22 protein-coding genes are annotated in these 25,335 nt (G+C 63.8%); 6 read left to right on the forward strand and 16 right to left on the reverse strand.

The annotated features are described in order from the left end of the window. Positions 1–43 precede the first annotated feature (43 nt). The 9 genes from RF641_RS07900 to RF641_RS07940 form a co-directional block, all read right to left on the reverse strand. The gene (locus RF641_RS07900; RefSeq protein ID WP_424572926.1) at positions 44–649 is read right to left on the reverse strand and encodes a TetR/AcrR family transcriptional regulator; all 606 of its coding nucleotides are present in this window, start codon (positions 647–649) and stop codon (positions 44–46) included. Continuing rightward, positions 642–3,032, reverse strand: coding sequence for a PEP/pyruvate-binding domain-containing protein (locus tag RF641_RS07905; protein ID WP_424572927.1), 2,391 nt, complete (start codon positions 3,030–3,032; stop codon positions 642–644). The genes RF641_RS07900 and RF641_RS07905 overlap by 8 nt, the downstream gene beginning before the upstream one ends. A gap of 190 nt (positions 3,033–3,222) precedes the next feature. Then, complete coding sequence (nrdF, locus tag RF641_RS07910; protein WP_047119241.1) at positions 3,223–4,197, reverse strand: class 1b ribonucleoside-diphosphate reductase subunit beta; 975 nt, start codon at positions 4,195–4,197, stop codon at positions 3,223–3,225. A 209-nt stretch (positions 4,198–4,406) separates the two neighbouring features. Beyond that, positions 4,407–6,545 (reverse strand): class 1b ribonucleoside-diphosphate reductase subunit alpha, encoded by a 2,139-nt coding sequence (gene nrdE, locus RF641_RS07915; protein ID WP_424572928.1) that lies wholly within the window; start codon positions 6,543–6,545, stop codon positions 4,407–4,409. Next, the gene (gene nrdI, locus RF641_RS07920; protein WP_047119243.1) at positions 6,542–7,027 is read right to left on the reverse strand and encodes a class Ib ribonucleoside-diphosphate reductase assembly flavoprotein NrdI; all 486 of its coding nucleotides are present in this window, start codon (positions 7,025–7,027) and stop codon (positions 6,542–6,544) included. The genes nrdE and nrdI overlap by 4 nt, the downstream gene beginning before the upstream one ends. Before the next feature lie 58 nt (positions 7,028–7,085). Continuing rightward, positions 7,086–7,316: a glutaredoxin-like protein NrdH gene (gene nrdH / locus RF641_RS07925; protein ID WP_424572929.1), complete on the reverse strand. Its 231-nt coding sequence runs from the start codon at positions 7,314–7,316 to the stop codon at positions 7,086–7,088. 527 nt (positions 7,317–7,843) lie between these two features. Continuing rightward, positions 7,844–8,584: a YggS family pyridoxal phosphate-dependent enzyme gene (locus tag RF641_RS07930; RefSeq protein WP_424572930.1), complete on the reverse strand. Its 741-nt coding sequence runs from the start codon at positions 8,582–8,584 to the stop codon at positions 7,844–7,846. Between the two features lie 85 nt (positions 8,585–8,669). Continuing rightward, complete coding sequence (poxB, locus tag RF641_RS07935; RefSeq protein ID WP_424572931.1) at positions 8,670–10,394, reverse strand: ubiquinone-dependent pyruvate dehydrogenase; 1,725 nt, start codon at positions 10,392–10,394, stop codon at positions 8,670–8,672. A 119-nt stretch (positions 10,395–10,513) separates the two neighbouring features. Beyond that, positions 10,514–11,275, reverse strand: coding sequence for a YggS family pyridoxal phosphate-dependent enzyme (locus tag RF641_RS07940; protein ID WP_047119247.1), 762 nt, complete (start codon positions 11,273–11,275; stop codon positions 10,514–10,516). Between the two features lie 100 nt (positions 11,276–11,375). Between RF641_RS07940 and RF641_RS07945 the strand changes: the two genes are divergently transcribed. Continuing rightward, positions 11,376–11,759: a cupin domain-containing protein gene (locus RF641_RS07945; protein ID WP_237562246.1), complete on the forward strand. Its 384-nt coding sequence runs from the start codon at positions 11,376–11,378 to the stop codon at positions 11,757–11,759. Here RF641_RS07945 and RF641_RS07950 read toward each other — a convergent pair. Next, a complete protein-coding gene (locus RF641_RS07950; protein ID WP_047119249.1) occupies positions 11,756–12,826 on the reverse strand; it encodes a PLP-dependent cysteine synthase family protein in 1,071 nt (356 codons plus the stop codon). The two genes, RF641_RS07945 and RF641_RS07950, sit on opposite strands and share 4 nt — an antisense overlap. Positions 12,827–12,954: 128 nt before the next feature. On the opposite strand from RF641_RS07950, the gene RF641_RS07955 reads away from it, so the two are divergent. The 3 genes from RF641_RS07955 (at position 12,955) to RF641_RS07965 (ending at position 15,309) form a co-directional block, all read left to right on the forward strand. Then, positions 12,955–13,755, forward strand: a complete 801-nt coding sequence (locus tag RF641_RS07955; protein WP_424572932.1) for a hypothetical protein — start codon at positions 12,955–12,957, stop codon at positions 13,753–13,755. A gap of 136 nt (positions 13,756–13,891) precedes the next feature. Continuing rightward, entirely contained in the window at positions 13,892–14,233 is a 342-nt protein-coding gene (locus RF641_RS07960) for a hypothetical protein (protein ID WP_047119251.1), read from the forward strand. Positions 14,234–14,457: 224 nt separating this feature from the next. After that, positions 14,458–15,309, forward strand: a complete 852-nt coding sequence (locus RF641_RS07965; protein ID WP_053798220.1) for a 3-hydroxyacyl-CoA dehydrogenase — start codon at positions 14,458–14,460, stop codon at positions 15,307–15,309. Here the strand turns inward: RF641_RS07965 and RF641_RS07970 are convergent. The 3 genes from RF641_RS07970 to RF641_RS07980 form a co-directional block, all read right to left on the reverse strand. Beyond that, a complete protein-coding gene (locus RF641_RS07970; protein ID WP_424572933.1) occupies positions 15,306–15,674 on the reverse strand; it encodes a DUF6578 domain-containing protein in 369 nt (122 codons plus the stop codon). The genes RF641_RS07965 and RF641_RS07970 overlap by 4 nt on opposite strands. 85 nt (positions 15,675–15,759) lie before the next feature. Beyond that, positions 15,760–18,348 (reverse strand): esterase-like activity of phytase family protein, encoded by a 2,589-nt coding sequence (locus tag RF641_RS07975; protein WP_424572934.1) that lies wholly within the window; start codon positions 18,346–18,348, stop codon positions 15,760–15,762. A 155-nt stretch (positions 18,349–18,503) separates the two neighbouring features. After that, entirely contained in the window at positions 18,504–19,406 is a 903-nt protein-coding gene (locus RF641_RS07980; protein ID WP_424572935.1) for a hypothetical protein, read from the reverse strand. A gap of 69 nt (positions 19,407–19,475) precedes the next feature. Between RF641_RS07980 and RF641_RS07985 the strand changes: the two genes are divergently transcribed. Beyond that, positions 19,476–21,158 carry an ABC-F family ATP-binding cassette domain-containing protein gene (locus RF641_RS07985; protein WP_047119256.1) on the forward strand — a complete coding sequence of 561 codons (1,683 nt, stop codon included), beginning with the start codon at positions 19,476–19,478 and terminating at the stop codon, positions 21,156–21,158. A 15-nt stretch (positions 21,159–21,173) separates the two neighbouring features. Here RF641_RS07985 and RF641_RS07990 read toward each other — a convergent pair whose 3' ends face one another. Beyond that, on the reverse strand, positions 21,174–21,806 hold the full coding sequence (locus RF641_RS07990) for an AmiS/UreI family transporter (protein ID WP_113606332.1): 633 nt from the start codon (positions 21,804–21,806) through the stop codon (positions 21,174–21,176). Between the two features lie 118 nt (positions 21,807–21,924). Next, a complete protein-coding gene (locus tag RF641_RS07995; protein ID WP_053799415.1) occupies positions 21,925–23,652 on the reverse strand; it encodes an L-aspartate oxidase in 1,728 nt (575 codons plus the stop codon). Positions 23,653–23,730: 78 nt separating this feature from the next. On the opposite strand from RF641_RS07995, the gene RF641_RS08000 reads away from it, so the two are divergent. Continuing rightward, complete coding sequence (locus tag RF641_RS08000) at positions 23,731–24,684, forward strand: LysR family transcriptional regulator (RefSeq protein ID WP_424572936.1); 954 nt, start codon at positions 23,731–23,733, stop codon at positions 24,682–24,684. Here the strand turns inward: RF641_RS08000 and RF641_RS08005 are convergent. Next, positions 24,668–25,303, reverse strand: a complete 636-nt coding sequence (locus RF641_RS08005) for a pentapeptide repeat-containing protein (protein ID WP_052772384.1) — start codon at positions 25,301–25,303, stop codon at positions 24,668–24,670. The genes RF641_RS08000 and RF641_RS08005 overlap by 17 nt on opposite strands. Between the last annotated feature and the right edge of the window lie 32 nt (positions 25,304–25,335).

The following is a 25,335-nucleotide window of genomic DNA, read 5'->3' on the forward strand; positions in this document are numbered from 1 at the left end:
CACCGTATTCTATAGCTTCGGGTGCATCGCCATGGCTGGGCGATTAGCTCACGTGAGGCTCCCCGGGTTTCAAGGTCCACAGCGGTAATGCGATCTGATCAACTAGTTCAACAATGAACCGGTCGGTAACCTTCCCAAAACTGATGAAACGCTGCTTGAACAGTTCAGTGGGGACCCGAAGCAGCAGTTCGGACGGGATCTCCGCCAGTTCCCCGCGCGCCTGAGCACGTTCAGCAACCAGATGCATCATGTTGGGGCCCATCCCCCACGACATGTCTGCCATGCTCGGCGCTTGTTCCGACAAACTCGCGATGACCAAGCCCCGCAACAGCTCGCCAATCGGTTCGTCGATCTGCGCTGCCATCGAGCGCAGCACCAGGAGCAAGTCTTGGCGAAGTGTTGCAGCCTGTTCCGGCAGGACCGGCATGACGGCTTTATGCGCCGCGACGGCCCGCACCAATTCAATCTTGTTCGGCCACCGCCGGTAGATGGACACCTTGGACGCAGAGGCCCGACGTGCCACGGCTTCAACGCTCAGGGCGGCGAATCCGGACTGCGCCAGCTCCAACGCCGCGGCATCGAGTATTGCAGTGACAAGTTGCTCCCCGCGCCGTCGTGGGCCTGATCGATAATCTTTCTGGTCAGCCATGTTCTGGCTCCAGCACGAGACCACGGTCGCCGTCAACGATGATTTGCTTGCCCTCGGCCAGCACGGTGGTGGCGTTAGCGCATCCCATGACCGCTGGGATCCGGTATTCACGGGCAACGATGGCTGCGTGGGAGGCGGCAGAACCGTGATTGACCACCACCGCCGCGGCCCGGGAGAACAACGGAGTCCACGAGGGGTTGGTAGCGGGACAGACCAGGACTTCTCCGGGCAGCAGCTTTTCGAACTCTTCTGGCGAATTGATGATGCGAACGCTTCCGCTGGCCCTGCCTCCGCCGGAACCGGTGCCGTGCAGTAATGCCCCTGGCACGGGAGACAGATCGTAGAGGGTGGCCGGAGAAATCATCGGCGCACCGGCCAGTTCATCATGGCGGCGTCGACGGCCGGCCGCAATCTGGGCAAGTTGGCCGCCGCTGAGTGCAGCGACACCTGGTGCGCGGCGTAGGAGGTCATAGTTCACGAACCAGATATCTCCTGGGTCTTCCAAGGCCGAGGCATCATGCAGCCGGCGCCCCATTTCATTGATGGCGGAGCGTACTGCCGGCATGGTCCGGGTGATTTCGAAATGTGTGTCTTCGCGCACGGAGATGAATCCGCGCAGCCCCTTGACCCATCGCCTGATTCGCGGTTCCAGCCACCGGCTGCCAAGCAGCGGGTGCGATATCAGATTTTCCAAGGCGTCTATTTCCCCTCCTTCTGCGCCAGTTCCATCGATCAGCATGCGCAGCAGGTTGATTACCGGGGATGGGTCGTCGCCCCAGGTCGCTGCTCGCGGCAGCAGCAAGCTGGCTGATTCCCTGTGGCCGTAGCGAGCAAGAAATTCATCGATCTGGTCAGCGATTTCTTCCATGTGCGGTTGCGAGCGCAGCGTCTGGATTGTTGATTCTGGCTCCGTATCCCGCAGAAGCTGGGTGCCTCCGGGCATCTCGGCGATCAGTTTAGCGATACGTTGCAGATCGTCGTTGATTCGGTGGGTCTCGGTATCAGCAGTCACGCTCAGCGACGCAAACTGCGACAGCTTTCCGGTTAACGCCAGTACCAGGATCAGCTTGATTCCCGCAGGGATCGCCTGGCGTAGGTATTTCACTCGCAGCTCAGTCACAAGTTGCATGCTGGTGGTGGCCCTGCTTGGAATCTCCGACAGTTCCTTCCAGGACAGATCCGCCACGTGGAGTTCGTTGAGCTGTTGGCAGTTGCGCAGGTACTCGTCATACAAGGGATCTTTTCGCCACGATCCGGTCGGAGCTTTCTGCGTAAAGGCTTGAACGATTTTCCGCGGCGTTGCCGCTGATGGCTTCGGCGTGACGGGAATGAATTCGGTGACGACCCCGTTCTCGCGCTTCAACCATGCGGAGTAGTCCACACGAACCCCGGTGATTCCGTGCAGCATACCCGCGACCAATGGGGCGATACCGGCATCGATCCATGCTTCGGTTTCCAATATAGTGGGGCGCTGCGGCAACAACTCGTAGAGCATCGGTGCGATTTTCCGTGCCAGCGGGCCGATATTGCGCGGGGCTGGAGGCAAGGCTGTCATCGGCCTGGCCTGCAAGATCAGGAGATCGCCATTGGCTACAGCCCATTCGATGTCCATGGGTCGACCGAAACCTTCGCGGATGCGAACGCCGGCTTCCGCAATCTCGTGCAGTGTTTCCTCGGGAACCTGCTGGTTTTCCTCGGGAGTCTCTTTTCTGGTTCCACCGTCGGAGTTCAGCTTGATGACAGTGCCGGCCAGTCCGGCTCGGCGCTCGATGATCCTCCCCTTGGAATCAATGACCGCCCGATCTGCGGTCACCATTCCGGAAACCACTGCTTCGCCCAAGCCCGGGTTAGATTCCACCACGATGTGGTCCCTGCCCCCGGTCACCGGATCAGCGGTGAACATCACCCCGGCGAAGTCTGCATCCACCATTGACTGAACCACGACGCCCATCGACATCACCGATTCATCGATCTTTCGCTCACTTCGATACGCTCGGGCGCGGTCGGAGTACAAGGAAGCCCAACAGTCTTCAACAGCCCGGAACAGCTGCCTCTCGCCCGAGATGCCCAGGTATGTCTCCTGTTGTCCGGCGAAAGCGGAACCCGGAAGGTCTTCTGCCGTCGCGCTGGAACGGACGGCAACCAAAGGGCTTCCTAGTTCTCGGTAAGCTGCTCCGATCACTTCGGCCAGTTTTGTTCCGCTGAGCGCGGTGAAGGAACCAGCCGACCGGAATTCTTCGTAGGCATCCGTCGTCACGACAAATCCCGGAGGCACGTTTTCCCCCAGCTTGATCAGTTCGCCCAAACCTGCGGCCTTGCCTCCGACGACATTCAGGTTGTCTTGGGAAGCTAATGCCAAAGGCAGGATCTGCGGCTTTTCCATGAGGCCATGCTACGGCTTAGAGAACGATCCGTACACTACTTTTTAAGCTGAAGCTGTCGGCAGAAATTTCTAATCAAACTTACAAGGCAAGCCATGCAGCGTCTCGGGACCACAAGACGACAAAACCCGAACCCACGAAACGCGGGTTCGGGTTTTGGATTTGGCTAGCTATCCGTGAATTGGGGAAAGCTTAGAAATCCCAGTCTTCGTCTTCGGTATTCACTGCCTTGCCGATGACATACGAGGAGCCGGAGCCGGAGAAGAAGTCGTGGTTCTCATCGGCGTTCGGGCTCAGCGCTGCCAGAATGGCTGGCGACACATCGGTCACAGTCGACGGGAACATGGCCTCGTAGCCCAGGTTCATCAGCGCCTTGTTGGCGTTGTAGTGCAGGAACTTCTTGACGTCCTCAGCCAAGCCCACTGGATCGTAGAGATCATGGGTGTACTGAACTTCGTTCTCGTATAGCTCGAACAGCAGCTCGAAGGTGTAGTCCTTCAGTTCCTGCTTGCGCTCTTCACTCAGGCCTTCAAGACCCTTCTGGAACTTGTAGCCGATGTAGTAGCCGTGAACGGCTTCGTCACGGATGATCAGGCGGATCAGGTCAGCGGTGTTGGTCAGCTTGGCGTGCGAGGACCAGTGCATCGGCAGGTAGAAGCCGGAGTAGAACAGGAACGATTCGAGCAGGGTCGAAGCGATCTTGCGCTTGAGCGGGTCGTCGCCGTAGTAGTAGCTCTCGATGATCTGCGCCTTCTTCTGAAGGTTCACGTTCTCGGTCGACCAGCGGAAGGCCTCGTCGATTTCCTTGGTGGAAGCCAGGGTGGAGAAGATCGAGGAGTAGCTCTTGGCGTGCACCGACTCCATAAAGGCAATGTTGGTGTACACGGCCTCTTCATGAGGGGTGATCGCATCCGGGATCAGCGACACTGCTCCAACGGTGCCCTGCAGGGTGTCGAGCAGGGTCAGACCGGTGAAGACGCGCATGGTCAGCAGCTTTTCGTCTTCGGTCAGGGTTCCCCACGACTGGATGTCGTTGGACAGCGGCACCTTCTCCGGCAGCCAGAAGTTATTGACGAGACGGTTCCAGACCTCCACGTCCTTGTCATCCTGGATACGGTTCCAGTTGATCGCTTCAACCTTATTGGCGAGCTTAAGCTTCTCGGTCATTGCCCCTCATCGATTGGAGACTGAATTATGGTTAGTCGCTTAAATCCTACCGCCACCGGAGCGCAAAACATAATAACTTGAGCAACGACACCATCGACTATTTTCTGCTCTGACTAGGCATTTAACGACAACAAGCTGTCGAACCCGCGAGGGTTCGACAGCTTGTTTCGAGTTGCAGTATTGCACTGGTCAGCACCGCATTTCAGGCATTAAAGCATGCAGGAGACGCAGCCCTCCACCTCAGTGCCTTCAAGAGCCAGCTGGCGCAGGCGGATGTAGTACAAAGTCTTAATGCCCTTGCGCCATGCGTAGATCTGGGCCTTGTTGATGTCACGGGTGGTTACGGTGTCCTTGAAGAACAGGGTCAGCGACAGGCCTTGGTCGACGTGCTGAGTGGCAGCGGCGTAGGTGTCGATGATCTTCTCGTAGCCAATTTCGTACGCGTCCTCGTAGAACTCAATGTTCTCATTGGTCATGTACGGGGCCGGGTAGTAGACGCGGCCAATCTTGCCTTCCTTGCGGATTTCGACCTTCGCAGCAACAGGGTGGATCGACGAGGTCGAGTTGTTGATGTAGGAGATCGAACCGGTTGGCGGCACGGCCTGCAGATTCTGGTTATAGATGCCGTGTTCCATGACCGACTTCTTCAGCGCGATCCAGTCTTCCTGGGTAGGAATGTGGATGCCGTCGAACAGTTCGCGCACACGCTCGGTGGCTGGAGCCCATTCCACGTCGATGTACTTGTCGAAGAATTCGCCCGTTGCGTACTTGGAGTTCTCGAAGTTGTCGAAGACCTCACCGCGTTCAATCGCGATCTTGTTCGACGCGGTCAGCGCGTGGAACAGAATCGAGTAGAAGTAGATGTTGGTGAAGTCGATGCCTTCTTCGGAACCGTAGTAGATACGTTCACGAGCCAGGAAGCCGTGCAGGTTCATCTGACCCAAGCCGATGGCGTGCGACTTCCGGTTTCCGTCCGCAACCGAAGGAACGGAGTCGATGTATGACATGTCGGAGACTGCGGACAGCGCGCGGATGGCAATGTCCACGGACTTGGCCAGGTTCTTGCCGTCCATAGCCTTGGCGATGTTCATCGAACCCAGGTTGCAGGAGATGTCCTTGCCCACGGTCTTGTAGCTCAGGTCGTCGTTGTACTCCGACGGCGAGGAGACCTGCAGGATTTCCGAGCAAAGGTTCGACATGGAGACGCGGCCCTCGATCGGGTTGGCCTTGTTCACCGTGTCTTCGAACATGATGTACGGGTAGCCGGACTCGAACTGGATCTCCGCCAGAGTCTGGAAGAACTCGCGGGCGTTGATCTTGGTCTTCTTGATGCGCGAATCATCAACCATCTCGGTGTACTTCTCGGTGACTGAGATTTCGCTGAACGGCTTGCCGTAGACGCGCTCGACGTCGTACGGGCTGAACAGGTACATGTCCTCGTTCTTACGAGCGAGTTCAAAGGTGACGTCAGGAATGACAACACCCAGCGACAGGGTCTTGATGCGGATCTTCTCGTCGGCGTTTTCGCGCTTGGTGTCGAGGAAGCGGTAGATGTCCGGGTGGTGGGCGTTCAAGTAGACCGCGCCGGCACCCTGGCGTGCGCCAAGCTGGTTGGCGTAGGAGAAGGAATCTTCCAGTAGCTTCATGACAGGGATGACGCCGGAGGACTGGTTCTCGATCTGCTTGATCGGTGCACCGTGCTCGCGCAGGTTGGTCAGGGCCAGGGCCACGCCGCCGCCGCGCTTGGACAGCTGCAGCGAGGAGTTCACGGCACGGGCGATCGACTCCATGTTGTCTTCAATGCGAAGCAGGAAGCAGGAGACCAATTCGCCGCGCTGGGCCTTGCCCGCGTTGAGGAAGGTCGGGGTAGCAGGCTGGAAACGGCCTTCGATGATTTCGTCGACGAGCTGGGTGGCCAGTTCTTCGTTGCCGCGAGCCAGGTGCAGGGCAACCATGCAGACACGGTCCTCGTAGCGCTCCAGGTAACGCTTGCCGTCAAAAGTCTTCAGGGTGTACGAGGTGTAAAACTTGAAGGCGCCCAGGAAGGTTTCGAAACGGAACTTCTTGGAGAAGGCGTGCTTGAACAGGTCGCGAATGAAGTTCATCGAGTACTGGTCGAGGGTTTCACGCTCGTAGTATTCGTGCTTGACCAGGTATTCGAGCTTCTCATCGAGATCGTGGAAGAACACGGTGTTGTTGTTCACGTGATCCAGGAAGTACTGGCGAGCCGCGTAGCGATCCACCTCGAACTGGATCTTGCCGTCTGGACCGTAGAGGTTCAGCATGGCGTTGAGGTCGTTGTAGCTCAACCCCTGGAACTGCGCGGGGAGCTCTTTCGAGTCCTTCATCGTTCCTGCTGCTTCTGCGACGCTGGTTTCCAAAAGGTTTCAAGCCCTTCTTTGACTTTGAGAACATCTTCCTGCGTTCCCATGAGTTCGAATGTATAAAGCACGGGCACATCGCATTTGGCCGCGATTCGCTTGGCCGCAATGCAGTAGTACTCGCCGAAGTTTGTATTCCCTGCTCCGATGACACCGCGTAGGTTCTTGCGGTTCTCTTCATACCCGAGAAATTTCATGATCTGCGGCAGGATTGATCGTTTGCCGCCGTCTCCCCCATAGGTGGGAATCAGCAGGACGTACGGAGCTGTGGTGATGAGTTTCGGCTCGTACCCGTAAAGCGGAATCCGGGCCGAATCCATCTGAAGTTTTTCGACGAACCGCCGGGTGTACTCCGATATCGAAGAAAAGTAGATCAACTTCGAATCGGTGTACACCACTGGTTCGTGCGCCTCAGCGTGTTGCCTGTCGGCAAGAGCTGTCGGTGGCATGGTATTTCGCCTCCACTACAAAAGAGCGGATTTAGTACCGAATGGGCTCGGTATCTGGTTAGTTTGCCGGAGCCAGCAGAGCGATCTTGTCCGGGCGGAAGCCCGACCAGTGATCGTTGTCGGTCACGACAACCGGTGCCTGCATGTATCCAAGGCCACGCACGTGCTCCAAGGCGTTAGCATCCTGAGAGATATCGACCTTGTTGTACTCGACACCCCTCTTGTCCAACGCGCGGTAGGTGGCGTTGCACTGTACGCAGGAAGGCTTCGTGTAAACCGTGATGGACATAGTCCCTGATCCCCTTTAAAAAGTCCTAGTTTCGGTCCGTCTTCTCACCGTTTTCACGGCGGTGCGGACCAACCTCTCGGATGCCCCAAAGTTCACCTTCGGGGTGTTTTCGGCGTTTATCGCGCCATCGGATTCAATACTACATCTTGTGTCTGGCCGGTCAAGCGGCCACAAGATGATGTATTACAGCTATGTGATTCCCCCACAAGGGAGTCCACAGGAATTGTGGATACCGGCCCCTGATTAAACCCCGATTTCTCGCGGTACAGCCTGGTTTGTCCACAGCTTGGGATATCGAACTTGTGGGTTAAAAATACTTGGTGTGAGAAGTTCCTCGGCGTGTTTCCCCTCCGTCGACTTGTGCCATGGCTGAAGTGTCTGTACCTACATGTAGTATCCGCCGGGAACCGACACTTTAGGACGGTTCAAGGCAGGGTGTGGACACACCCGTGGAATGGATACAAAGGCGCGCTACACCGACGACGTCCCACACCGCCGCTGCCAGGCTTGCAAGCATCCAGGAATGCCTAGGCGGGGTACTGGCGGGCCCCGAAGATCCCCTGGCCCACACGGACGACCGTGGCGCCTTCCTGGATGGCGATCTCGAAGTCGCCGCTCATGCCCATGGACAGCTGCGCGAATTCCTCCGGGGCTCCGGCGGCCTGCAGCTCGGCGAGCGTCTCGCGCAGCAGGGTGAAGCTGGCGCGGATGGAGGACTCGTTGCTGGTATTCGCCGCCATGGTCATCAGGCCGACGGGCTTCAGGCGGTCCAGCGGCTTCAGCGCTGCCAGCAGGTCGGCGGCTTCTGCCGCTTCGATGCCGGACTTCGATTCCTCCCCGGAGGTGTTCACCTGGATGAAGACATCCAGGTGGCGGCCTTCGGCTTCCAGCCGGCTCTGCAGGGTTTCGGCGAGCCGGAGCGAATCCAGGGCATGGAACTCGTCGGCGAACTGCGCCACGAACTTCGCCTTGTTGCGCTGCAGCGGACCGATCACGCAGTAGCGCAGATGCGGGTAGTCCTGCTTGAACTCCTCGTGCTTGGCTTGCGCCTCCTGGACCTTGTTCTCCCCCAGCGTGTCCACGCCGGCGGCAATGGCCAGGCGCAGCCGCTCGGCCGGGATGGTCTTGGTGACCGGCAGCAGGCGCACCGCTTCCGGGTCCCGGCCCACCGAGCGGGCCGCGCGGGCGATCCGCTCGCGCACCGCAGCCAGATTGTGGGAGAAGTCCTCGGTGGTTGCCGCGTGGGCCGCGGCAGGTTGCGAAGTCAAAGCGCCTACGCCTCTTTCTGAAGTTCACACGCAAAATGCCGGCGCCGCATTCACGGCACCGGCATTAAGCATAGGCAATTAATTCCTAGAACATCTGCCGCCAGTTGGTCTTGGCCAGATCCAGCAGCTCGTCGCCGCGCCCGGACATGACCGTGCGGATCGCGTAGAGCGCGAAACCCTTGGCCTGTTCCAGCTTGATCGACGGCGGCATGGACATCTCCTGGCGGTCGGTCACCACGTCCAGCACCGCCGGTCCGTCGTGGGCCAGGAAGTCCTTGATGGTGTCCTCCAACTGGGAGGAGTCTGTCACGCGGTAGCCCTTCAGCCCGGCGGCGTTGGCCAGCGCGCCGAAGTCGGGATTCTGCAGGTCGGTGGCGTAGGTGACGAATCCGGCGGCCTTCATTTCAAGTTCCACGAAGTTCAGCGAGGAATTGTTGAAGACCACCACCTTGATCGGCAGCTTGTTCTGCGTGGCGGTGAGCAGCTCGCCGAGCATCATGGCCAGCCCGCCGTCGCCGGCGAAGGCGATCACCTGGCGGGAGCGGTCGATGGCCTGGGCGCCCAGCGCGTGGCACAGCGCGTTGGCCATGGAGCCGTGGTTGAAGGAACCCAGCACCCGGCGCTTGCCGGTCATGGACAGGTAGCGGGCCGCCCAAATCACCGGGGAGCCCACGTCGGCGGTGAAGATCGTGTCCTCGTCGGCCGCCTGGTCGATCAGTCGGGCCAGGTACTGCGGATGGATCGCGGTGCCCGGCTTGGACCCGGTGGCCAGCTCGTCGAGCTTGGTCCGGGTCTTGCGGTAGTGCTCCAGCGCGGTGTCCAGGTGCTTGCGGTGCGTCTGCACCGGCAGCAGCGCCGCCAGCGCGGCGGCGGTATCCTTCACGGTGCCCACCAGGGGCACATCCACCCGGGTGCGCCGGCCGATCTGCTCGCCGCGGATGTCCACCTGGATGATGGTCGCCTGCTGCGGGTAGAACTGCTGGTACGGGAAGTCGGTGCCCAGCATCAGCAGCACCTCGCATTCGGCGATGGCCTTGGCGCCCGAGGCGAAGCCGAGCAGGCCGGTCATGCCCACGTCGAAGGGGTTATCGTATTCGATGTGCTCCTTGCCGCGCAGCGCGTGCACGATCGGGGCGCCCAGCTTGTCCGCCAGGGCGATGACCTCGTCGTGGGCGCCGGCGGTGCCGGCCCCGGCGAGGATGGTGACCCTGCGCGAGGATTCAAGGATCTCCGCGGCGCGCTCCAGCTCCTGCTCGTCGGGCAGGATGCGCGGGTTGGTTTTCACGATCTGGTGGGTTTCGCTGCGCTCCATGCTCGACAGGGCCACGTCCCCGGAGACCACCAGCACTGCCACGCCGCGTTTCTCGATGGCCTCGCGCATCGCGATGCGCAGCATGCGCGGCATCTGCTTGGGGTCCGAGACCTGTTCGGCGTACACCGAGCAGCCGCGGAAGACTTCCACGGGATGGGTTTCCTGGAAGTAGTTGGAGCCGATTTCCTCGGTGGGGATGTGCGCGGCGATGGCCAGCACCGGAACCCGTGAGCGCTGCGCGTCGTACAGCCCGTTGATCAGGTGCAGGTTGCCCGGCCCGCAGGATCCGGCGCAGACGGCCAGCTCCCCGGTGATTTCCGCCTCCGCCGCGGCGGCGAACGCCGCGGCTTCCTCGTGGCGGTGGTGGATCCATTCGATGCGGCCGTTGACCCGCAGCGCGTCGGTCAGGCCATTGAGCGAATCGCCGGGAATGCCGTAGATCCGGCGGATCCCCTGGGCGTCGAGCTGGTCGATAAGGTGTTCGGCAACGGTAGGCAAGACAGCTCCTTTGGAACAGTGACGGTGTCACTTTCACCCTACTGCGCCAGCGCCCTGCGGGCTAAGTGTTTTTGCAGATACCCCGCTGCCTCTCAGGTCACAGGCGTGTCGGCCGGGGCTCAGCCGGCGAATCCGGGCCAGTAGTGCGAGTCCGGCAGCGCGCGGGCCCCGAAGATGCCCTGCCCCACGCGCACCACTGTGGCGCCCTCGGCGATGGCCAGCTCGAAGTCGCCGCTCATGCCCATGGACAGTTCCGCGATCCGCTCGTCGGCCTCGCGCACGGTGTCACGCACGGCCCGCAGCTTCTGGAAGCAGCGGCGCACCGCCACCTGGTCGGTGGAGAAGATCGCCAGGGTCATCAGGCCCTTGACGTGCAGACGGTCGAAGGCCGGCAGCTGCTTGACGAAGCCGGGCGCCGCTTCCGGCGGCATGCCGAACTTGGATTCCTCGCCGGAGGTGTTCACCTGCACGAATACGTCCAGGGTGCGGTCCTCCAGCTCCAGGCGGCGCTGCAGCGCCTCGGCCTGGCGCAGGTTGTCCAGCGCCTGGAACTCGTGGGCGAAGCGCGCCACGTACTTGGACTTGTTGGTCTGCAGGTGCCCGATCACCGAGTACTTCAGCTGCGGCAGGTCCGCCAGCTCCTCGGATTTCTGCAGCGCTTCCTGCACCTTGTTCTCCCCCAGCCAGTCCACCCCGGCGGCGATCGCCAGGCGCAGCCGCTCGGAGGGCACGGTCTTGGTGACCGGCAGCAGGCGCACGCTGCCCGGCGCGCGGCCCGCGGATGCTTCCGCGCGGGCGATCCGCTCCCGCACCGAGGCGAGGTTCGCGGCGAAGTCCGCCTGGGTCTGGGCGTGGGCTGCTGCGGAGGGGTGTTCACTCATGATTCCATCCTACGACCGCGTCCACGGTGCGCGGTTATGCTGGGTGCACAGATGACATCCGCGCACCGGCCCGAATTCCGGCGCTGAACAGGAGCTCCCGATGACCAGCATGCCCCCGGTCCCGCGCCGCATGGCCAACACCGCAGAGCTCGCCGCCCAGGCGGACGGCCGCAACGGGGCGCTGTGGAAACTTGAACCGGGCCGGCGGGACCTGGACGCGAACGTGATCGCGCTGGCACCGGGAGCCGAGATCGGCGAGCACGTGGGCCCGGAGCTGGACGTGCTGCTGCACGTGGTCGCCGGCTCCGGCCTGCTGCACGGCGAGGGAACCACCGTGCAGCTGGGTGCCGGGGACATCATCTACCTGCCGGCCAGGGCCCGGCGACACTTCGTCGCCGGCGAGCAGGGGCTGTCCTACTTCTCTGTGCACCAGCGCAAGAAGACCGCCGGGCTGATGCCCGCGCACCGGCCCAGCGAGACCTAGTCCTCCCAGATCCCCTCGGCCAGGAAGCGCTCCAGCACCGCGGTGTGCGGGGCCAGGTCAAGGCCCTGGTCTGCCAGCCAGTCGTCGTTGTAATAGGTGTTGGCGTAGCGCTCGCCGGAGTCGCAGATCAGCGTGACGATGCTGCCGCGCTCACGGCGCTGGAGCATGCCGGCGATGATCTGGAATGCGGCGTAGAGGTTGGTGCCGGTGGAGCCGCCGGCGAAATAGCGGGTCTTGGCCCGCAGCAGGCGCATGGCGGCCAGCGAGCCGGCGTCGGGGACCTGGATCATCTCGTCGATGACCCCGGGCACGAAGGACGGCTCGACGCTCGGGCGTCCGATGCCCTCGATCCGCGAGCCCACGCCGGTGGAGTAGCCCATGTTCCCGGTGCGCCAGCCCTCGTAGAAGGAGGAGCCTTCGGGGTCCGCCACGGCGACCTTCGTGTCGTGGCGCTTGTAGCGCACGAAGCGCCCGAAGGTCGCGCTGGTGCCGCCGGTGCCGGCACCCACCACGATCCAGCTCGGGATCGGGTAGCGCTCGGCGCTCATCTGCGCGAACACCGATTCGGCGATGTTGTTGTTGCCGCGCCAGTCGGTGGCCCGCTCGGCGAAGGTGAACTGGTCCAGGTAGTAGCCGCCGGGGCCGGCGGCCAGCTCGCGGGCCGCCGCGTCGACCTGCCCGGCCTGGTCCACCAGGTGGCAGCGCCCGCCGTAGAACTCGATGAGCTCGATCTTCTCGGTGCTCGTGGACTTAGGGACCACGGCGATGAATTCAAGTCCCAGCATGCGGGCGAAGTACGCTTCGGAGACTGCGGTGGAGCCGCTGGAGGCCTCCACCAGCGTGGTGCCCTCCTGGATCTTGCCGTTCACCAGGCCGTAGAGGATCAGCGACCGCGCCAGACGGTGCTTGAGCGATCCAGTGGGGTGCACCGATTCGTCCTTCAGGTACAGCTCGATCCCCCATTGCTTGGGCAGTTCGAAGCGGTGCAGATGCGTATCGGCGCTGCGGTTTGCATCGGCGTCAAGCAGGGAGATGGCCTCGCGGACCCACTGGGTTGATTGCGTCATCAAACCAGCTTATCGCCACCTGTCGCGCCATCAGGCAATCTCCGCACAGCCGTGGTAGTTTCAGACTCGAGACGAAGTATCGGATAAGGGATGCCATGGCCAAGGCCCGTCAAAATGCGACACCACTAGTGTCTATCTGTTACGCACTGGTCGTTTTCGCGGCCTTGAACTGGGCGGTGTTCGGCACCGGAGCGATCCGCGGCTCGCATCTGGGCCAGATCGCCGGCGGCTGGCTGGAAGCCGACGCCACGGTGATGGCGGTTCCGCTGGTGGCCCAGCTGCCCTGGTTCGCCCTGATGGCGGGCCTGGGCATCTATGCAGTGTGGCAATGCATGCCCACCGCCAGGCACACGGACCTGCACGGCAAGCTGCGCCCCTGGGTACTCGCGCTGGTCCTGCTTAATGCCCTGTGGCTGCAATTGCTGCAGCGCGACCGGATGGGCTTCAGCCTGCTGTTCGCGCTGCTCATGCTCCTGGTGCTGACCCGGATCGCCATGATGATCGACCGCACCACGCTGCGCAACAACATGGACCGCTGGATCACCCGGTCCAGCTTCGGCTTGTTCACCGGATGGCTGGTCATCATCGTGCTCGGCGAGGCGGCGGCTTGGCTGGCGGCCCTGGGAGTGGATTCGAACCGGCTGATGTTCAAAGGAATCGCGGCCCTGGTGCTGCTGCTGGTCAGCCTTGCCCTGTGCGCGCTGACCTTCAAGAAACCCATCGGGCTCTACATGAATGCCGGGGCCCTGTGGGTCGTTTTCTGGATCACCATCGACCGCTACACGTGGCAGGCCTCCTCGCCCCTGTTCGCCGGGGTGGCGAGCGTCGCCACGCTGTTGCTCCTGCTGTGCCTTGCCAGCGCGGCGCGCACCCGGCTGCGTCGGCTGCGGGATCCCCAGGAGCCTGCGGACGGCGAGCCCGCCGCGTAAGCCGCGCCCGTGAAGTCTCTGGGAGTTCGCACTGAGCGCAACCAACGGTGCTTGAGCGCGTTATCGGTGCTGGCTAGGCTGGAGACGTGAACGCACGGCGTCCCATCCACGGGCGCGGGCCAACCGAGAGGAAGTTATGTCGAAGACCGCCAAGAATTTCAAAGAAGTAGAGAAGTCGCTGGCCAAGCTCGCCAAGTCCGCCAAGGAAGAGCTGCCGGACGAGTTGCGCGAAACCTGGAACAACGCGATTTCCGGCGTGAACGTCGAAGCGATCAGCCACGCCGGGGCGAATCTGGTGGAGAACGTGACGGGCAAGTCCAAGGCGGCCAAGCGCACCCGCGCCTCGGTGGAGAATGCGGTGAAGAGCGCGCAGAAGTCGCTGGCCCCGAAGCAGAGCCACAAGGGCCGCAACTTCCTGATCATTTCCCTGATCGTTGCCGCGGTGGCCGCAGTGGTCCTGAAAAAGAAGACCGCCTAAGGCTTGAGATCCGAAGGGCATCCGGGGCATACCCGGATGCCCTTTTGCATGCCTGCCATGTGGTCTGGGCCCCAGCAGCTCGTTCTTCGCCTCACAGAACGTTGCAGCAGGCCACCGGGTGCCGCACAATGAAGTTACCAATCGGTAACTTACTGGTTGGCGGCACGGCGGCCGTTGCGCCGAAAACCATTGCCAGCTCCTGCCGGCGGAATCGGGGCAATCCCATGATCCTCACCAACACCACAGTCCTGGGCACCGGCGTGCTGGGCGCGCAGATCATCTTCCAGACCGCCTATCACGGCCTGCCCGTCGTGGGATACGACATCACCGAACAGGCACTGGAGGCGGCCAACCACCGCCTGGATTCACTGGTGCAGACCTACGCGGACTACTTCGACGCAGGAGACCGCTCCAAGGCCCAGGCAGCGCGCGATTCCATCCGACTGTCAATGGACCTGGCCGATGCGGTCAAGGACGCAGACTTCGTCATCGAGGCCGTCCCGGAATCCCTTGATATCAAACAGGGCACCTACGAGGCCCTGGCTGCCGTGGCGCCGGAGCGCACCGTGTTCGCCACCAACTCCTCCACCCTGCTCCCGTCGGCCATCGCACCGCACACCGGGCGCCCGGAGAAGTTCCTGGCCCTGCACTACGCCAACCACGTCTGGCAGAACAACACCGGCGAAATCATGGGCACCGCGCTCACCGGCAGCGAAGCCTATGAGGCCGTGGTCGACTTCGCCGAACGTACCGGACTGGTGGCGATTCGCGTCCTCAAGGAGCAGCCGGGCTACCTGCTCAACTCCCTGCTGGTCCCGTTCCTCCAAGCCGCAAGCCACCTGCTGGTCAACGGCGTGGCCGACGCTCCGACCATCGACAAGACGTGGAAGCTGGGCACCGGCGCCCCGAAGGGACCCTTCGAGATCTACGACATCGTGGGGCTGAACACCGCCTACAATATTTCCAGCATGGGTGACGAGACAAGCAAGAAGTTCGCCGCCCTGCTCAAGAGCGAGTACATCGAAAAGGGCAAGCTGGGCGCGGCGACCGGCGAGGGCTTCTACAAGTACAACTAGCGGCGTGGCCAGCTGAACAGTTCGGGCAGCTGCTGACTCTGATCGACCTGCAGATCAACTTCGATGCCGTCGCTGTCATAGTCCACCCCATCGGGCAGCGTGGACAGCGAACGCCAGATGCGGCGCACTGGCGTGCCATCCGCCCGCGATGGGTGGATGGCCAGCTCGCGGATCGCCGACACCGAACCGGAAACCATGCTGGTCTTCGCACCGTGGTAGGAGAACTGCTCGTGCGTATCACGCATGTAGTAGGGCTGGTCGCCGCGCGTAGCGTAGGCAAGCACCCACTCGACGTGCTGGCCGAGGCTCAGCATCCCGCCGCAGCAGGCCTGCTCGGCGGGATCAAGCATTACGGTGATCTGCATTATGCCAGTATAGAAGCATGCCACGCATGAAGCGGGGACCGCGGCGGCTGTCGGCAGCCACCGCGGTCCCCGCTATTCTCGGTTGTCAGTGCCCGCGTGCATTGCCGCGTGCCTTCAGGGCCGCGGCCACGCCAACCCCAGCCAGGACCAAGCCCAGGGGCAGGAACCACAGGCTGCCCACCCCTGTCTGCGCCAGGTCATCCGTGGCTGGTTCCGCGGCCGAGGTTTCCCCGGCGTCCGGCGCCGCGGACTCGGCGCCGTCCGGCGCGCCCGCTGAGCCGTCACCCTTGCCCTCGCTGGTGGACGGAGTGCTCGACGGCGAGGTGCTCGGTGCAGCCGAATCGGTGGGAGTCGAGGATGCAGTGGGCGCCGCAGATTCGGTCGGAGCGGTACTCGCCGCAGGCGCCAGGGCGAAGGCTTCGGCCTCGGCCCCGAGGCTGGCGAAGACGGTTTCTCCGCTGGCATCCTTCACCGCGTCGTTATCCGTCACCACGTAGACCTGGCCGTTGCCGGCGACAGCGAGGCCTTCAAGCTTTTCCTGGGTCCGGCCGTTGGTCCGCTCCAGCACCGGCAGGACGTCCACCGCCAGCTTCTTCTCCAGCAGGGGAACCGTGTCGTTCGGCGCGCTGGCCGAGGCATCGGGCAGGGCGAACTGGTACACGGCCTTCAGCTTGGCGTTCTCGCCGATGCGCTTGTCGCGCTCGATCACCGCAAAACTGCCGTCCGAGAGCCGGGTGATCTCCGAGAGACCGTTCCAGCTCCCGTCGTCCCCGGCATCCTCCAGCTGGTAGCCATACCAGGAGAATTCGCCGCTGGCTGGGAGGTAGCGCCCGATGCGGACGAAGTCCTCGCCCCCCACCTCGCGCTGCAGGGCGAAGACCACTTCTTCTTCCTCCCCCGCGCCGAAGGCCGCAACTCCTTCCAGCCCCTGGCCCTTCAACGTCCCGACAATGTCCTGCGGCAGCTGCACCCGCTCGGCGACCGCGCCGTCGGCATCGATGCGCACCAGCGTGTTGCCCGCGCCCTCGGCTCCCTCGCTGGCCGCCCAGAAGCCGCCCCCTGCACGGGCGGAGATGCCTTCCAGGTCCAATTTCGCCGGGGCGCCGTCCTCGGTCACCGGCAGGGAGTCCGTGACCAGCCCCTGGCCGGCATCGATGGTGTAGATCAGCGGTTCGTAGGCATTGTCACTGACCGCGAAAATCTGGTGCGCAGCCTCCGGGTCGGCGCTCAGCCCGCTGAGCGCTCCGAAGGGCACTGGAGCGGACGGATCGGAAGACAGCTGCGGGAACTGCGGCGTGGCGGCACCGAAACTGAACAGGGTCAGCGCCGAACGCACACCCTCGTCGGCCTCGTCGGTTTCCGAGGAGACGGCGAGCAGGTCGCGCCCCGGGATCGGAAGGATCCCTTCGGGACCATTGGTGGTGGGCAGCGTCTGTAGGTATTTCGGCTCGCGCGGGTCGCTCAGGTCGTAGACCGCCACGAAATTTCCGCGTTCGGAGGCGACGAAGGCGTACTCGACACCCCGGTACTCATGCACGGCCAGGCCTTCGGGCTCGGTGCCCTTCTTGCCTGCGCGGCCTTCGGGGAACAACCCCTGGGACAGCGCAAGGCGCTCAAAACGGTTTCCGGCGTCCCACACCGGTTCGCCGGTGAGGGAATCGAAAATGGTGAAGCCGCGGCTGCCACCCTTCCAATCCCCCTCATTGGCGGTCGCAAGGTAGCGGTCCTGGATCCATCCGATGGCATCCGGTTCGCGGGGAACTCCCTGAAGCGAACCGCTGGGGTCGAGTTTTCCGTCGTCTTGCGTGTCGATGCCGGCCAGATCCACGGATCCGGCGCTGAACGCCTTGGTAATCTTTCCGCTCGGCAGGTCGATGAGGACAATGCCATTGTTTTCCTGGAGGGTTACCGCCACCTGGTTGCGGTCATTGATAGTGACATATTCGGGTTCCGGATCTTGCGGGGTATCAAGTCCGGCCTGGGCAAGCTGGTCGAGGGCTACCGGCTTTTCACGGGTGCCGCCGGCCAGCGGCACTTCGCGAAGCGTCCATTCGTCCGGGGCGCCGCCCAGCAGATCGAGGATGGCCACCGAACCGGCCGGAGTCTGCGGCAGTCCACCGTCCCCGGCATCTTCATCGCGTTCATTCTCGATGGCGATCGCCGCGTAGGATCTGTCGGCGGACAGGGCGATGGAGTCGGGCTGCCCGGACAGCTCGATGCTGTGCACCAGTTTGCGATCCGCGATGTGCACCACGTCCACGCGGCCCGACGGGTCGATGTAGCTCTTGGAGGTCTTGACGACCACGAACACATACTCGCCGTAGGCGGCGACGCTGGTCGGCTCGTCCTCGGCGCTACCCAGCTGGTGCAGCGGCAGGGTTCCCAAGCCCGCTGGATTCGAGGCGTCCGAGATGTCGACGAAGCCGATCATGCGGGACAAGGCATCGGTATAGATCAGCGTCTGTCCGTCGGCTGAGACAGTGGAGATTTCCGCGGCGGTCTCAGCCGCGGCCCCCTCGGGGTGGTTCTGGTAAACTGGGTAGGTGGCGGTGCGTTCAAAATAGCTTCCGGTGTCCGCGCTGGCGGCTGCGGACAGTGTCAGCGGCGCCAGACCGCCGGCCCCCAATGCCAGCGCGGCAATAATGCCTGCTGACCTCTTTGCGGTTCGATTCACGTGGGTAGTCCCCCCAAAAAATAGCTTGGTGTTTGCTCAAGATGGCCTCCCAAGAGTCGCAATCCTTTCCGACCGGCAGGTGAACACCGGGCGACGCGTAGTAGTCCACTCGTCGTCATTTTCGATGGGCCCACACTCCAGCAGACAGGCAGCCGCTAAGCCCAGGCCTTGAATGCGCCGGTTCGAGCCAACCGGTCTCCGAGGGGACCGATGATCGAAAAGGAATCCTGCCCAGCAATACCCTGCACCGTGTCCCGCTGGGTGATCGTGGTGCCGTCGGCCAGTTCGATGCTCATTTCAAGGACCAGGGAGGCGCCCTTTGCCCGCTGCTCCTCGCGGAGCCGTCCGGCGGAGACCGCCTCCACGATCCGCTCCACCTGCCTGATGGACGCTGTATCCGGCAGGAAGGTGAATTCGACACCTGCAATCTCCATCACCAGCTGTGCCGGGACGTCGGTGAAATCCAGTCGCCAGTGCACTTCGGCGGCTCCCCGGGCCCGGGGCAGCAACGAGGCCAGACCCGTGGCGTCGATCCGCGCGTCGGCCAGGTGGCCGTAGCGCTGGGCCAGTTCCTCCGCGAGTTCACGCAATTGGACGGCTGCGTCACTGAGCTCGAATTGCGCACGGGCGACGCCTTCGCGCGCTCCCGGCTCCGCTGGGCATTCCAATTGCGGATCCCAGTCGCAGATCTCCGGCAGCTGCCCGGGGTCCTGCAGCTTCAGGGTGACATGGATCAGGTCGTGGTCGAAGTCAGTGCCCGCCGGAACGCTGGTGGTCGGGGTGATCCGGGCAGGCTCCCCGGTCGGCAGCAGCTGGACCGGATCGCCGATGGCCGGCTCGTAGCGGCGGTCGATGTAGTGGATCTCCTTCACCGTGCCGTGAACCGCCGCGACCGGCACGCCGGAATCACTGAGCACGTCATGGTCGTTCAGTTCGTAGACCACGGTGCCATCCGGATGGCGCAGCCGGGCGATCTCCCACTGCACCTGCTGGCCCACCTCGAAGCCCGGGTGGCAGCAGGCGTGAAGCGCCCCGTGGATTTCCAACTCGATCTGCATGGCACCACCGTAGCCGAACGCACGCGCCGGCGACGGAACGAACCGGCCAAAGCCCGATAGGATTGCCAGGTGGCTCATATTGACGTGACAGACATCCAGTATTTCCTTTCCGACGGCACCCAGCTGCTGGGCGGGGTGACCTTCAAGGTCACCGCCGGCTCCAAGACCGCGCTGATCGGACCCAACGGCACCGGCAAGACAACCCTGTTCAAGATCATCGCGGGCGACCTGAAAGCCGACGAAGGCTCCATCAACCGCACCGGCACCCTGGGCATCATGCGCCAGTTCGTCGGGCAGGTGCGCGACGAGTCCACGGTGAAGGACCTGCTGCTGTCCACCGCCGCCCCGGCCCTGGCCCAGGCCGCCGCAAAGGTCGCCGAGTACGAGGCGAAGATGCTCACCAGCGAGGACGAGAAAGTCCATATGCGCTACGCCGAAGCGATCATCGAATGGGGCGACGCCGGCGGCTACGAACTGGAAACCACCTGGGACAAGGTCTGCATGGCGGCCCTGGGCATCGGGTTCGACAAGGCCGGCGACCGGCTGGCCCGCACGCTCTCCGGCGGCGAGCAGAAGCGCCTGGTCCTCGAAGCGCTCTTCGAGGGCAACGACGAACTGCTGCTGCTCGACGAGCCGGACAACTACCTGGACGTGCCGGGCAAGCGCTGGCTCGAGGACACCATGTCCCGCTCCAACAAGACCGTGCTGTTCATCAGCCACGACCGCGAGCTGCTGAACAATGCCGCTACCCGCATCGTGACTCTGGAACCGGGCCACGGCGGCGCCACCGCCTGGGTGCACGGCGGCGCATTCGGCTCCTACGTTCAAGCCCGCAAGGAGCGCAACGAACGCTTCGAGGAGCTGCGCAAGCGCTGGGACGAGGAGCACGCCAAGCTCAAAGAGCTGGTGAACATGTACAAGACCAAGGCAGCGTTCCGCTCCGACATGGCCAACCGCTACCAGGCCGCGACCACCCGGCTGGAAAAGTTCCTGGAGGCCGGCCCGCCGCAGGCCATCCCGCTGGAGCAGAACGTGAACATGCGCCTGAAGGGCGGGCGCACCGCCAAGCGCGCGGTGGTCGCCGAAAAGCTTGAACTGACCAACCTGATGAAGCCCTTCGACGCGGAGATCTGGTTCGGGGACCGCGTGGGCGTGCTCGGCTCCAACGGCTCGGGCAAGTCGCACTTCCTGCGCCTGCTGGCCTCCGGCGGCACGGATCCGGAGCGCGAGCACCTGCCGGTGTCCGACGTGGTGATCGAGCCGGTGCAGCATGCCGGCACGGTGAAACTCGGCGCGCGCATCCGTCCGGGCTACTTCGCCCAGACGCACTCGCGCCCGGATCTGTTCGGCCGCACCCTGCTGGACATCCTGCACCGCGGCGACGAGCACCGCTCCGGCCTGCCGCGCGAGGCGGCCGCCGGCGCGCTGGACAGCTACGGGCTGGCAGGCCAGTCGGAGCAGAAGTTCGATTCGCTCTCCGGCGGGCAGCAGGCGCGCTTCCAGATCCTGCTGCTGCAGCTCTCCGGCGCAACCCTGCTGCTGCTTGACGAGCCCACCGACAACCTCGACCTGCATTCGGGCGAGGCGCTGGAGCGCGCCATCGACGCGTTCGAGGGCACGGTGCTGGCAGTCACCCACGACCGCTGGTTCGCCCGCGGCTTCGACCGCTTTCTGGTCTTCGGCTCGGACGGCAAGGTCTACGAATCCGACACCCCGGTGTGGGACGAGACCCGGGTGCAGCGCGAACGCTAAACCCGACAGTGGATGCTACGCGGCGAGGTGCCCGGTGCTGGCCGCGGGCTTGGGCATCCTGCTCCCCTGCCACGCGCTGAAGCACAGGGCCGCGGCCAGGGCGAGGAGCGCACCGAGGCCCGCGGCGCCGCTGGTACTCCACAACCCGTTTTGCGCGAACAGCGCCGGCACCGTACTCGACGGGATGCCGGCGCTAACCAGCAGCCATCCGGCGAAACGTTGCAGGTCGATGCGCCCCAGCCTGCTCACGCCCAGCGCGTGCTGCAGGAACAGGCACAGCCACATGATCGCCCAGGCAAGCCAAATGACCGCGAAAACCGGGTCGAAGTCCAGGGACATGAGCGCCTTGTAGATGGCAATGCCCGCCACGAAGCTGCTGAACCAGCCGAAGGCTGTTGCATCGAAGCCCAAGAGCGTATTCAGCCCTACCAGCAGGTAGGTCATGCCGAACAAGTAGCTGGGCCACGTATCGTTGATCAGCACGTGATCGCCCTCGGCCTGCACCATGATCAGCGTGGGCAGCAGGATCTGCACCCCACCGACCAGCAGGTTCAGCACAGCGGCCGACCGCGCCGGAATCCGGCCCAGTGAAACCAGCCCGTTGACAAACAGGATGAGGCCTACAAAAACCAGCCCGACATGGACCATGGGTTCCTCCACTCGCACGCGGCGCACCCGGATGCGGATCCGGGCATCGGGACCCGCGTCCTGCCGCTAACCACAGTTTCAGATACCGATGCCCGGGTGGCAAGTCCGCGCCGAATCGTTACTCCACGAGTTTGCCTTCCTGGGACACCTCGGTGATCAGTTCCGCGATCTGCGCCGGAACTTCGGGAATCGGTTCGCGGGTGATCCCGGTGCTCGGCGACCAAACCAGGTTCACCTGCAGCGCCGGGTCCATGGCCGGGTAGTCGCTGCGGTTGTGGCAGCCTCGGGTTTCGCGGCGTTCCAGCGCCGCTTCCAGCGTGGCGCGGGCGGCCAGCGCCGAGGACTGCAGGTCGAAGGCGTGGGCCAGGTCCTGGTAGCCGGCGATGTCCGGGTGGATTCCCACGTTGGCCATGCGCTGCTCGATGGCCTGAAGCTTCGCCAGGCCTTCCAGCAGCCCGGCCTCGTCGCGCACCACCCCGGCGTGCTCGGTCATCAGGTCGCGGATGGCGCGCTGCAAGTTGCGCACGTTTTCCTGTCCGCGGGATCCGAGCAGCTCTGCGATGTGGGCGCGGGCGGCGGCGATGGCCTGGGCCGAGCGCGGCTGGGAAGCCAGCGACGCGGAGTACTGCGCCGCGTGCTGGCCCACGATGCGCCCGAAGACCAGCAGCTCGATCAGCGAGTTGCCGCCCAGCCGGTTGGCCCCGTGCAGCCCGGAGGAGGCCTCGCCGATGGCGTAGAGTCCGGGAACTTCGGTGGCATGGGTCAGCGGGTCCACCCAGACCCCGCCCATGGAGTAGTGCGCGGTCGGTGCGATCTCCATCTTCTGCTGGGTGATGTCCAGCATCTGCAGTTCCATCATGGTCTGGTAGACCCGCGGCAGGCGCTTCATGATGACCTCACGGTCAAGGTGCGAGACGTCCAGCCACACCCCGCCGTTCTCGGTGCCGCGTCCCTCGCGGATCTCGGTGTAGGCGGCCAGCGCGACCCTGTCGCGGGTGGACAGCTCCATGCGCTTGGCGTCGTAGCGGGCCATGAAGCGTTCGCCCAGCGCATTGGTCAGGATGCCGCCTTCGCCGCGCGCGGCTTCGGAGACCAGGGTTCCGGCGTCGCTTTCCGGTTCGATGATGCCCGAGGGGTGGAACTGCACCAGCTCGGGGTCGCGCAGCCGGGCGCCGGCCTGGACGGCCAGGCGGAACGAGTCGCCGGTGTTCTCGTCGCGGCGCGAGCTGCTGCGGCGCCAGATGCGGTTGTGCCCGCCAGCGGCCAGGATCACCGCATCGGCGTGAATGAGATAGCCGGTGCCGTGGTTCACGTCGAAGCCGTAGGCGCCGAAGATCTGCCCTTCGGCGGTGAGCAGCTCGGTGATGTACACGGTGTCGAGGATCGGCACCTGCAGCTGCTCGGCCCGCTTGATCAGCGTACGCTGGATCTCCAGGCCGGTGTAGTCCCCGGCGAAGGCGGTACGGCGGAAGGTGTGGGCGCCGAAGAAGCGCTGCGAGATGCGGCCGTCCACCTCGCGGGCGAAGTTCATCCCATAGCGTTCAAGGTCCTCGATGCCGCGGGCGGCGCCCTGGGCGACCACCTGCACGGTGCGCGGGTCGGCCAGGAAGTAGCTTTCCTTGATGGTGTCGGCCGCGTGCTGCTGCCAGCTGTCTTCCTCGTCCATAGTGCCCAGCGCCGCATTGATGCCGCCGGCGGCCAGGGAGGTGTGCGCGTCGTGGCGCGGGCGCTTGCCCACCGCCAACACGTCGACGCCCTGCTCGGCCAATTCGATCGCGGCGCGCAGGCCGGATCCTCCGGTGCCGATGACGAGGACTGACGTGGATATCTGCTGTTCTGGTTTCATGTTTTCCAGCATCTGCCCGGGTCCACGATACGTCCAATGAATTATCTTCATGATTTCCATAGCAGTAAGCTATGCATCATGAATCTAGAGCAACTTCGAGGGTTCGCCACCATTGCCCGCGTGGGGCACTTCACACGCGCGGCCGAGGCCCTGCACCTCTCCCAGCCGTCGCTGAGCCGGCAGATCTCCACGCTGGAGCACGATCTGGGCACCACGCTGGTCAACCGCACGCGCGGCAACCTCACGCTGACCGCCGCGGGGCGCGCTCTGCTTCCGCTGGCTACCCGGATGCTTGCAGATGCGGAGTCGATTCGCGTGGAGATGGCCGAACTGGCCGGATTGCGCCGCGGCCGGGTGCGCTTGGGCGCGCCGCCGACGCTATGCGTGTCGCTGGTGGCCGAGGTGCTGGAAACCTATCGCGCGACGTATCCCGGCATCGAGTTGCAGATCTCCGAGGCAGGTTCCCGGACGCTGCTGGAGCAGCTCACCGGCGGCCAGCTCGACTTGGCGCTGATCGTCACCAGCGAGCACGCGGTGACCGAGCCAAGCCTGGCGCACACCGAAGTGCTGGTGGAGCAGCTGGTGGTGGCCGATTCGATGCAGCATCCTCGATTGGGCCAGGGTCCGGTGGACTTGCGGGACCTGGCAATGGTGCCGCAGATCGCCTTCTCCCCCAGCTACGACCTGCGGGCGGCGACGCAGAGCGCCTACCGTACGTTGGGGCTGAGCCCCAACGTGGTCATTGACGGCGGTGAAATGGACGCAGTGCTGCGCTTCGTCCAGGTCGGACTGGGCGTGGCCATCGTGCCGGCCACGGCCTTGGTCGGACGGAGCCAGCTGCACGGCAGGGCGCTGCGCAGCACTCCGCGCAAGGACACGGATCTTGCCCAGCCGAACCTTGAACGCACCATCGGGCTGGCGCATCGCCGCGACACCCCTCCCGGGGCGGCGGCCATCGCGATGCGCGAGCTGCTGTTGCAGACCGCGGGCCAGTTGGCCCAGCGCCACCCGCAGATCAGCCTGCGATCTTGATACCCAGATGGTCGGCCAGCTGCGGCGCCAGCGACATGAGCTGCAGCTGCGTGACCTGCGCGCCGCGCAGCCCGGTCACCCCGTCGACCATATCGAATTCAAGGCCCGTCAGGTCCACCGAACTCAGCTTCGCCTGATGGGCCGCCAGCACCTTGGTCCGCGAACTGGTGAAGCGCACCCGTTGCAGGGTGCCCAAATCCAGTTCGTCGAACTGGCAATCGCGGAACTCCACATCGCGCAGCGTGGCGCCGCGCAGGTTCAGCCAACCGAACTTACAGTTCTCCACCAGCAGCGAGTCGACGCTGGACTCGGCCAGGTCGGCCGAGCCAAAGCGGCTGTGCGAGATGCGCACCTCGTCCAGGCGCACGGCGGCGGCGGCTAGCACCGGAGCGGAGACCTGGTTCAGCTCGCTCTGCAACACCCGGGCATTGCACAGCGAGAAGCGGTCGGCGTTCAGTCCGGAGAATTCGCACTGCTCGAACCGCACGTCGTCGGCCGCGATCTCCCCGTCCAGCCCGGCAAAGCGCAGCTGGTCGAGGTAGCCTCCGGCGTCTAGATCCCCCGCGTAGCCCTGGGCCAGCTCGGGCAGGATGAACGGACGGATCTTGGGCGCTGGCATGGTGCTCCTGACGTGCGGCGTGAATGGTACTG

The sequence above is a fragment of the Arthrobacter sp. 'calajunan' genome (assembly GCF_046940185.1).
In the GTDB taxonomy this organism is placed as follows: Bacteria; Actinomycetota; Actinomycetes; order Actinomycetales; family Micrococcaceae; genus Glutamicibacter; species Glutamicibacter soli.